Source organism: Caballeronia sp. LZ034LL (assembly GCF_031451215.1).
GTDB lineage: Bacteria > Pseudomonadota > Gammaproteobacteria > Burkholderiales > Burkholderiaceae > Caballeronia.
The window spans coordinates 509,936-516,847 of record NZ_JARUXR010000003.1 but is presented as its reverse complement, the minus strand read 5'-3'; the positions used below and the strand labels follow the sequence as shown (position 1 = coordinate 516,847).

Genomic DNA, 6,912 nt, shown 5'->3' with positions numbered 1-6,912 from the left:
TCGGGTGACATTGCACGATGCACAGGGCCAACGCTGGCCGCTGGTGCGCTACGAGCAGAATGCGCGCAGCGATCTGATCGCGGTCCATGATGCGCTCGATAACCCCTACTGTTTCGAATATGCCGGCGAGCACGTCATGGTGCGGCATACCGATCGCAACGGCTTGTCGTTCTACTATTCGCATCAAATGCACGAGGACGGTCTGTGGCGCGTCGATCATGCATGGGGCGATGGCGGTCTTTATGACTATCGCTTTGAATATGACCTGACCTATCGCGAGACGCGTATTACCGATTCGCTGGGCGGACTCACACGCCTGCAATGCGATCAACGCGGGTTGCCGGTCATGCTGATCGATCAGTTGGGCGGCATGTCCAGTTATCGCTATGACGCGTGGGGACACACTGTTCAAGCAGTCGACCCAGCAGGGAACAGGACCACGTGGGAATACGATCTGCGCGGCAATCTGCTAAGTCACACGCTGCCGGATCGTAGCGCGACGCGCACGGAGTACGACGATGCACAACGCCCAATTGCGATAACTGACCCGGAAGGCGGAGAGTGGAAACAGACGTGGGATGCGCGCGGTAATCTCGTTGCGCAGACCACACCCTCGGGCCTCGTCACCGCATTTGCTTATGACCCACGCGGTCAATTGGTTCAGGTGCGCGATCCCGCTCAACAGGTCACCACACTCGACTATGACTCGCTGGGCTATCTCGCCGGTTTGACGGATGCATTGGGGCGCACCACGTACCTGAAGCACGATGCACGCGGCAAGCTGATTGAGCGGCAAATGCCGGGAGAAGAGTCAGCTACCTATAGATGGGACGCCAAGGGACGGCTCGCGACCTGCATGCTGCCGGGATATCGCTTGGTGTCTTGTAAATACGACGCCGAAGATAACCTCACGCAGTACACCGATGAAGCGGGCCACATCACGCGCTTCAGCTTCTTTGGACAGGGCCAGTTGGCGAGCCGCATCGACGCCAATGGCAATGTCACGCGCTATCACTACAACACCGAAGAACAACTGGTCGGTGTGATCAATGCGCGGGGCGAGACGTGGCACCTGAAACGCGATGCTGTAGGAAGGCTCGTCGAAGAAATCGGCTATGACAAGCGTTCGCGCCACTATGCCTATGATCCGGCGGGGCATCTGACGCAAAGCATCGATCCGCTGGGTCAGGTTCTGACGGTGACGTGCGATCCGTTGGGACGTATCACGCGGCGTGCAGTTCCAGGCAGCGATCAAAGCGAAGCCTTCACGTACGACAAGCGCGGCCAGCTGATCCGTGCGAGCAATGCAAACAGCGTGGTCAAGCGCGCCTATGACCTCGACGGGCAGCTGATGATGGAGCTGCAACAGCACGTCGATGCAACGGGCACGCTTGCGTATGCTTACGACGCGGCAGGGCGTCTGATCGAGCAGACGCGCAAGTTGCAAACCGCCGATTCCGTGTTTGAGCAAACGCTCGCCTACACGTATGACGCGCTGGGTGCGCCACAGTCCATCCAGATCGACGACAACGAGCCGATCCGCTTCACGCGCGATATCGCGGGACGGGTGGCTCGTACACGGTTCACCGGAAGCCTCGAACACGTCTACGAATACGACCACGCGGGACGCCTGACGCGTCATGCAACCCGCCGCGCGGGCTTGCACGACGACGATACGCACTTCGGCTATGACATCAACGGCAATCTGACTGAACGCCGCGACAGCCGCTCCGGTAGCGATCAATTCAGCTATGACCCGCTTGGGCGCATCCTCGCGCATACGGATCCGACAGGAAGGTCGAAGCATTTCGCCTACGACGCCCATGGAGACCGCTTCAAGGTCGTATGCGACGACGCCCGCGGACGAGAACTACAACACAACGATGGCGCGCGCTTGCTACTGGATGTGGCGGGCCAGATGGTGATTCGCCAGGGCGGCGGACATGGCGTGCAGCGCTTCGAGTGGGATGCATTCGGCCGGCTGGCGAGCTTCGAGAACACGCAGAACGAGCGCTGGGCGTATCGCTATGACGCGCTGGGGCGACGCATTGGCAAGCGGGCCACCGATGCATGGCATGGAAAACATAGCCAGCACGGTTCGCAAACGTGGTTCCTGTGGGACGGCGATGCGATGGCGGGTGAGGTGCGGCGCGCTGCGAACAAACAGGACTCAGCACGCTTCTATGCATACCACCTGGGAAGCTTCGAGCCCCTGGCGATGCAGACGAAAGAAGCCGCATCGAAGCGGCTGTACTTCTACCAGAACGACCCGAACGGCGCGCCGGTACGCCTGCGCAACACGAACGGCGAGATCGTATGGGAAGTACACTACGGCGTGACCGGCCAAGTCGATCATGTCGGGACGGAGCGCATCGAGCAGCCGATTCGCTTGCAAGGTCAGTATGAAGACTATGAGAGTGGGCTGAGATATAACCGCCATCGGTACTTCGACCCGCAGACTGGAAGCTTCATCAGCAATGACCCCATCGGCTTGGCGGGAGGCATCAATCCCTATGAATTCGCACCGAACATCTTCGGCTGGGCTGATCCGCTTGGATTGAGATGCGGCCTCGCGGATGCCATAGCAAACGGACACGCTTTTGAAAAACATGTACTTGAAAAAGGCGAATATCGAGGTCTGGGAATTCGCACTCGCGCGCAGTTCGCGGACTTGATTCACGATGTGATAAGCAATCCGACCCACGCGCGAAGCTTAAGCAATGATCGACAGGCTTATTGGAGCGATGTGTTTGGTACGGTTGTCATTCACAACCCGAGAGCTGTGGACGGAGGAACTGCATTCCGTCCATCCGACGGTATCAACTATTTCAATCGTTTGAGGTAAAAAATGGAAATTGTTAGTTCGTCAGTCAATAAACTGAATATCGAAATCAGCCGTGATGAATTGCTGATCATCAACTCGGCTCTCAACGAGATATGCAATGGGATAGATCTTTTCGAGTTCGAAACCCGCATAGGCGCAAGTCGAGAAAACGTCATGAGGTTGCTTCAAGACGTCGGAACGGCACTCGATCGTGCATCTTGAAATTTTTCAAGGCCGCAAAAAGCGGTCTTTTGTCAAGACTACTCCTCGTGAATTGTCGCAGCTCGAATCTGCCACGGCGCCAGCAGATACTTCGATCTCACAACGGGCAGATCCATTAGTCAGGAGCCGATTGACGCTTCTACCGGGGCTCCATCACGATCAGGCATATGCCCCCCTTAAGTCCCACTTAAGCCTCACACCTTACGGTAGCGTGCTTCCCGCTTGTCGCCGCTCCCGCCGCCACCTCCATGCCGTCGCACTTGCAAACCCCCTCCCACCCGACGCGTAAATGAACGCGTCATGACCCGATTCCACCTCGTCTTCCTCATCTTCCTCTTCGCGAGTTTCGTGCCGCTCATCGCACACGCGAAGCGCGCCGTCTCAAAACCGCTCGTTCACGCACGCGCCGCGATCGCCGTCGATCTCGCCACCGGGCGCACGCTCTACGCGCGCCACGCCGACCAGCGCCTGCCGATCGCCTCGCTGACCAAGCTGCTCACGGCCATGGTCGTCCTCGACTCGAAGCGTTCCCTCATCAAGCCCGCGCGCATCACCGACGCCGATGTCGACCGTCTCAAGTGGTCGCGCTCGCGCCTGCCGGTGGGCTCGCTGCTGCTGCGCCGGACGATGTTGCACATTGCGTTGATGTCGTCGGAAAACCGGGCGGCGTTCGCGCTGAGCCGCGACTATGCGGGCGGACGTCCTGGCTTCGTGCGCGCGATGAACCGCACCGCGAAGCGCCTGCACATGCAGCGCAGCCATTTCGTCGATCCGACCGGCCTCTCGCCGCACAACGTCTCGACGGCGCGCGACCTCACGAAGCTGGCCCGCGCGGCGTATCGCTATCCCACCATCCGCGACTATGCGACCTCGCATCACAAGCTCGTGCTTGGCGGCGCGGGGCCGCTGATGTATCGCAACACGGATCCGCTGGTGTACAACGCGGCATGGCGCGTCGGCCTGCAGAAGACCGGCTTTACGAACGAGGCGGGGCATTGCCTCATCGTGATCGCGCCGGTGCACGGGAGGCAGGTCGTGTTCGTGATTCTCGGCGCACCCGATGCACACGCGCACGTCCAGGATGCCGTGAACCTGCGCAGCTGGTTAATGAAAAACGCGAAGAACGCCGCGCGTGGCCGTTAAACGCCACGCCGCGCAACCCCGGAGAGCACCCGATGAAAACGCGGCATGTCGTATCGATGATCGGCTTGTGCATCGCGATCGCCGCATGCTCGCGGCACGACAGCGTGTTCGCACGCTCGCCGGTGTTCAGGGAACGCACGGCGGCGAACGTGTCGGAGGTGGCGGAGTGCATCGCCGCGCGCTGGAAGAACGGCACGCGCGAGTTCAGCCGCGTGAAGCACGACGGCGCGGTCCGGTTGCGCGGGGAGACCTACTTCAAGGGCGTGACCATCGGCGTGAGCGTGCGCAAGGACGCGGGTTCGACGCTCGTCGAATACTTCGAGCGGCGCATCGCCGATCCGCTCTACGCGACGATGGTGCGCGGCTGCCTGAATCCTTCGTAAGCCGATACCCTCACGCCGTGGCGAGCGAATCTCCGGCGAGCGGACGGTCGTCGATCGGAAAGTGCAGCAGCGCCGCAACCAGACCTGCGACGGCAGTGGCGCCCCAGATCAGCGAGTAGGACCCGGTGGTGTCGAACACATAGCCGCCGAGCCATGCGCCGAGAAACGAGCCCAGCTGATGGCTCAGGAACACGACGCCGAACAGCGTCCCGAGATGGCGCGTCCCGAACACCTTCGCGATCAGCCCGTTGGTAAGCGGCACGGTGCCGAGCCACGTCAGGCCCATCACGGCGGCGAACAGCACCACCGAGACACTCGTCGTCGGCAGCAGCACGAACAGCGCGATGGCGCCGCCGCGGATCAGATAGAGCCACGCCAGCACGTGATGTTGCCGCCAGCGTCCGCCGAGCCAGCCGCATCCCCAGCTGCCGATCATGTTGAAGAAGCCGATCAGCGCGAGCGCCGTCGCGCCGAGCCCCACCGGCATGTGACAGAGCAGCAGATAGCCGGGCAGGTGCGTCGCGATGAACGCGAGCTGGAAGCCGCAGGTGAAGAAGCCGAGCGTCAGCAGCCGGTAGCCGCGATGACGCGCCGCATAAGCGAGCGTCTCGCGCAGCGGCAAGGAAGCCGGCTGCGCCTGAGTCCGCGCCTGAGCCTGAACCTGCGCCTTGCGCCTCCGGCTGGCGCGATCCAGCACGATGCCCAGCGGCGCGATCAGCAGCAGCACGAAGGCGAGCGCATACATCGACGCCGGCACGCCCGCGTGCACGCGCACGGCCTGGGCGAACGGCACCATCAGCACTTGCCCGAGCGAGCCGCCCGCGCTGGCGAGACCCATCGCGAGGCTGCGGGTTTCCGGCGACGCGACGCGTCCCACCGTCGCGAGCACCACGCCGAAGCTCGTGCAGCTGATGCCGATGCCGACCAGCAGCCCGAGCCCGAGCATCAACATCCAGCCCGACGTGGCCGCGCCCGCGATGGCGAGTCCGCAGGCGAAGGTCGCGGCGCCGAAGGCGACCACGGGGGCGGCGCCGTAGCGATCGGCGGCCGCGCCCGCGAAGGGCTGCGCGAAGCCCCAGACGAGGTTGTGCAGCGCAATCGCAAAGGCGATCAGCGTGACCGGCAGGCCGCGATCGAAGGAAAACGGGCCGATGAACAGCCCGAAGGTCTGACGCACGCCCATGGCGGCGCTGAGGATCAGCCCGGCTGCGCCGATCAGCGCCCAAGCCGCGATGCGGGTGCGTTTTGCATCGAACGAAAGTGACGACATGGACAGGGTTCCTCCTTGCCGGGCATCGTCGCAGGCGCACGGGCGTGCTGACAAACGAAAAGTTTTCGCGGCCGGATGAACGCAGTTCAACCGGGATTCAGCCGCCTGGCTCATCGGTGTCGAAGCCGGCAGCCTGCTCGATCAGCCACGCCTTGAACGCGGCGAGATCGGCGCGTTCTTGGGCCTGCGGCGTATCGCACAGCCAGTAGGCGGTCTGCGTTTCGACCACCTTCTCCGATGCCCGCACCAGCGTGCCCAGCGTCAGTTCGCGCTCGACCAGCGGCAGCCGGCCGATCACCACGCCCAGCCCGGCCGCGGCCGCCTCGAAGCCCAGTTGCACGGTGTCGAAACGCAGGCCGCCGCGCAGATCGAGCCCCGCCATGCCCGCGCCGTCCAGCCACGCCTGCCAGTCCTGGCTGGCGGTATCGACGTGAATCAGCGTCGCGCGCGTGAGATCCGGTGCGTCGCCGCCGGCGCTGAGCGTCGCGCGGCAGGCCGGACTGCACAGCGGCACGAGCCGCTCGCCGAACAGGCGCAGCCACGCGGCGCCGTCCACCGGACCGCGGCTCAGGCGCAGGCCGAAATCGAAGCCATCGACGGGAAAGCCCGCCTGCCGCCGCGACGTATCGATGCTCACGTCGATATCGGGCCAGCGCGCGCGGAAATCGCCGAGACGCGGCACCAGCCAGCGGGCCGCGAGCGTCGGCGCGCAGGTGACGGAGATGGAGCGGCGGTTGCGCCGGTCGGGCAGCGAACGGGTGCCGATGGCGATCAGCGAAAACGCCTCGGCGATATAGGGAAGATAGAGCTCGCCGGCCGCGCTGAGCGACAGGCCGCGCGGCTCGCGCACGAACAGCTCGACGCCGAGCATGTCCTCCAGTGCGCCGATGCCGTGACTCACGGCGCCCGGCGTCACGTTCAGTTCGGCGGCGGCGAGCTTGAAGCTGCGATGGCGCGCGGCGCACTCGAAGAGGCGCAGCGCATTGAGCGGAGGCAGGCGAAGGGGCATGGAAGACCGGGAGCGACGGCGTTGCCGCCTAGTGTGCCATCGCTCCGGGCGGGCCGCCCGC

The 6,912-nt window shown here is 63.5% G+C and carries 5 protein-coding genes; 3 read left to right on the top strand and 2 right to left on the bottom strand.

Annotation, left to right across the window (positions count from 1 at the left end; translation table 11 throughout):
- The 3 genes from QCE83_RS23400 to QCE83_RS23390 all read left to right on the top strand — a co-directional run.
- Nucleotides 1-2,845 (top strand): RHS repeat-associated core domain-containing protein (locus tag QCE83_RS23400; RefSeq protein ID WP_309816842.1); only part of this gene is annotated, 2,845 nt, incomplete at its 5' end.
- Nucleotides 2,846-3,346: 501 nt separating this feature from the next.
- Nucleotides 3,347-4,189: a serine hydrolase gene (locus QCE83_RS23395; protein WP_309816839.1), complete on the top strand. Its 843-nt coding sequence runs from the start codon at nucleotides 3,347-3,349 to the stop codon at nucleotides 4,187-4,189.
- Nucleotides 4,190-4,221: 32 nt separating this feature from the next.
- The gene (locus QCE83_RS23390; protein ID WP_309816836.1) at nucleotides 4,222-4,572 is read left to right on the top strand and encodes a hypothetical protein; all 351 of its coding nucleotides are present in this window, start codon (nucleotides 4,222-4,224) and stop codon (nucleotides 4,570-4,572) included.
- A 10-nt stretch (nucleotides 4,573-4,582) separates the two neighbouring features.
- On the opposite strand, the gene QCE83_RS23385 is transcribed toward QCE83_RS23390, so the two are convergent.
- Together QCE83_RS23385 and QCE83_RS23380 are read right to left on the bottom strand one after the other, a co-directional pair.
- The gene (locus QCE83_RS23385; protein WP_309816833.1) at nucleotides 4,583-5,842 is read right to left on the bottom strand and encodes an MFS transporter; all 1,260 of its coding nucleotides are present in this window, start codon (nucleotides 5,840-5,842) and stop codon (nucleotides 4,583-4,585) included.
- 97 nt (nucleotides 5,843-5,939) lie between these two features.
- Nucleotides 5,940-6,851, bottom strand: a complete 912-nt coding sequence (locus tag QCE83_RS23380; RefSeq protein WP_309816831.1) for a LysR substrate-binding domain-containing protein — start codon at nucleotides 6,849-6,851, stop codon at nucleotides 5,940-5,942.
- Nucleotides 6,852-6,912 lie beyond the last annotated feature (61 nt).

Bases quoted from the DNA above. Each gene is read 5' to 3' on its own strand.
- QCE83_RS23385 (WP_309816833.1), bottom strand. From the start codon at position 5,842: ATGTCGTCACTTTCGTTCGATGCAAAACGCACCCGCATCGCGGCTTGG.
- QCE83_RS23390 (WP_309816836.1), top strand. From the start codon at position 4,222: ATGAAAACGCGGCATGTCGTATCGATGATCGGCTTGTGCATCGCGATC.
- QCE83_RS23380 (WP_309816831.1), bottom strand. From the start codon at position 6,851: ATGCCCCTTCGCCTGCCTCCGCTCAATGCGCTGCGCCTCTTCGAGTGC.
- QCE83_RS23395 (WP_309816839.1), top strand. From the start codon at position 3,347: ATGACCCGATTCCACCTCGTCTTCCTCATCTTCCTCTTCGCGAGTTTC.